This window comes from Streptomyces spongiae (assembly GCF_009377185.1).
Lineage (GTDB): Bacteria > Actinomycetota > Actinomycetes > Streptomycetales > Streptomycetaceae > Streptomyces > Streptomyces spongiae.
In genome coordinates this window covers 1-1,524 of sequence record NZ_VJZC01001044.1, presented here as the reverse complement: position 1 = coordinate 1,524, position 1,524 = coordinate 1, and the positions used below count along the sequence as shown (strand labels likewise).

Below are 1,524 nucleotides of genomic sequence, written 5' to 3'. Positions count from 1 at the left end.
GGGCGGCTGTGGGGTCGGCTGGTGGGCCGGAGGTTCGTGAGCAACCGGTGCAGGAGCAACTTCCGCCCCTTGCGGACCGGCTGGAGTCGGACCCCGAGAGGGCGAAATCCGGACAGGACTAGACCTCGCCGACCGCACAGGGATAACCCTCGATTGTTGCGTTTGCAGTGGGGACCTACCTGGCGTGGCCATGGCAGGTTTACGCGCGTCAAGCTGCAAGGGGCGCACGTCGGTTGATCCACGCGCGTCCTGAAGTCGGCCTTGTGTGCTCCCTGGGGGCCTGGGAATAGTGGTCGTCGTCCGTTGGCATGGACGCGCTCTTTTCGGGCAGCAGATCCGTGCCTACCTTCCCGGTTCCGGGGTCCCCACAACTTCCGGAACCAACCCCCCACAGGAGGACGTGAGTTGAAGCACCGACGCATACCCAGGCGGCGTGCCGCTGTGGCAGGTGCGGGCATCGCCGCACTGGTGGCCGCCGGCGTCACCTTCCAGACTGCGAACGCGAGCGAGACCGCGAAGACCACCGACCTCAAGACCCTCTCGGTCTCCGCGGCCGGAAACCTCGCCTCGACGCTGGCCAATGACCTCGGCAGTGACGCGGCGGGAACGTATTACGACGCGAAGGCCAAGAACCTCGTGGTGAACGTGCTCGACAAGGCGGCGGCCCAGGCCGTCGAGTCGGCCGGAGCCAAGGCACGCGTCGTCGAGAACTCCCTCGCCGAGCTGAAGAGCGCCCGTACGACGCTCAAGAAGGACGCCACCATCCCCGGCACGTCGTGGGCGACCGACCCGAAGACCAACAGAGTCGTCGTCACCGCGGACCGCACGGTCTCCAAGGCCGAGTGGTCCAAGCTCACCAAGGTGGTCGACGGTCTCGGCGCGAAGGCCGAACTGAAGCGCACCAAGGGGGAGTTCAAGCCCTTCATCGCGGGCGGCGACGCCATCAGCGGTGGCGGTGGCCGCTGCTCGCTCGGCTTCAACGTGGTCAAGGGCGGCGAGCCGTTCTTCCTGACCGCGGGTCACTGCACCGAGTCGATCTCCACCTGGTCGGACTCGAGCGGCAACGAGATCGGGACCAACGAGGACTCCAGCTTCCCGGACAACGACTACGGCCTGGTCAAGTACACGGCCGACGTCGACCACCCGAGCGAGGTCAACCTCTACGACGGCTCCGCCCAGGAGATCACGGGTGCGGCCGAGGCCACCGTCGGGATGAAGGTCACCCGCAGCGGTTCGACGACCCAGGTGCACGATGGGTCGGTCACCGGGCTGGACGCCACCGTGAACTACGGCAGCGGTGACATCGTCAACGGGCTCATCCAGACCGACGTCTGCGCCGAGCCCGGCGACAGTGGCGGCTCGCTCTTCTCGGGTGACAAGGCTGTCGGCCTCACGTCCGGTGGTAGCGGTGACTGCACCTCCGGTGGTGAGACGTTCTTCCAGCCGGTCACTGAGGCGCTCTCGGCGACCGGTACCGAGATCGGCTGACGCCCTCACGCGGTTCGAACCGGACCCGCAGGCCGC

General features: G+C 67.3%; 1 protein-coding gene. It reads left to right on the top strand.

Annotated elements, in window-relative coordinates; genetic code table 11:
- The first annotated feature begins 405 nt into the window (after positions 1-405).
- On the top strand, positions 406-1,488 hold the full coding sequence (locus FNH08_RS49975; protein ID WP_152778642.1) for a S1 family peptidase: 1,083 nt from the start codon (positions 406-408) through the stop codon (positions 1,486-1,488).
- The last annotated feature ends 36 nt before the right edge of the window (positions 1,489-1,524 follow it).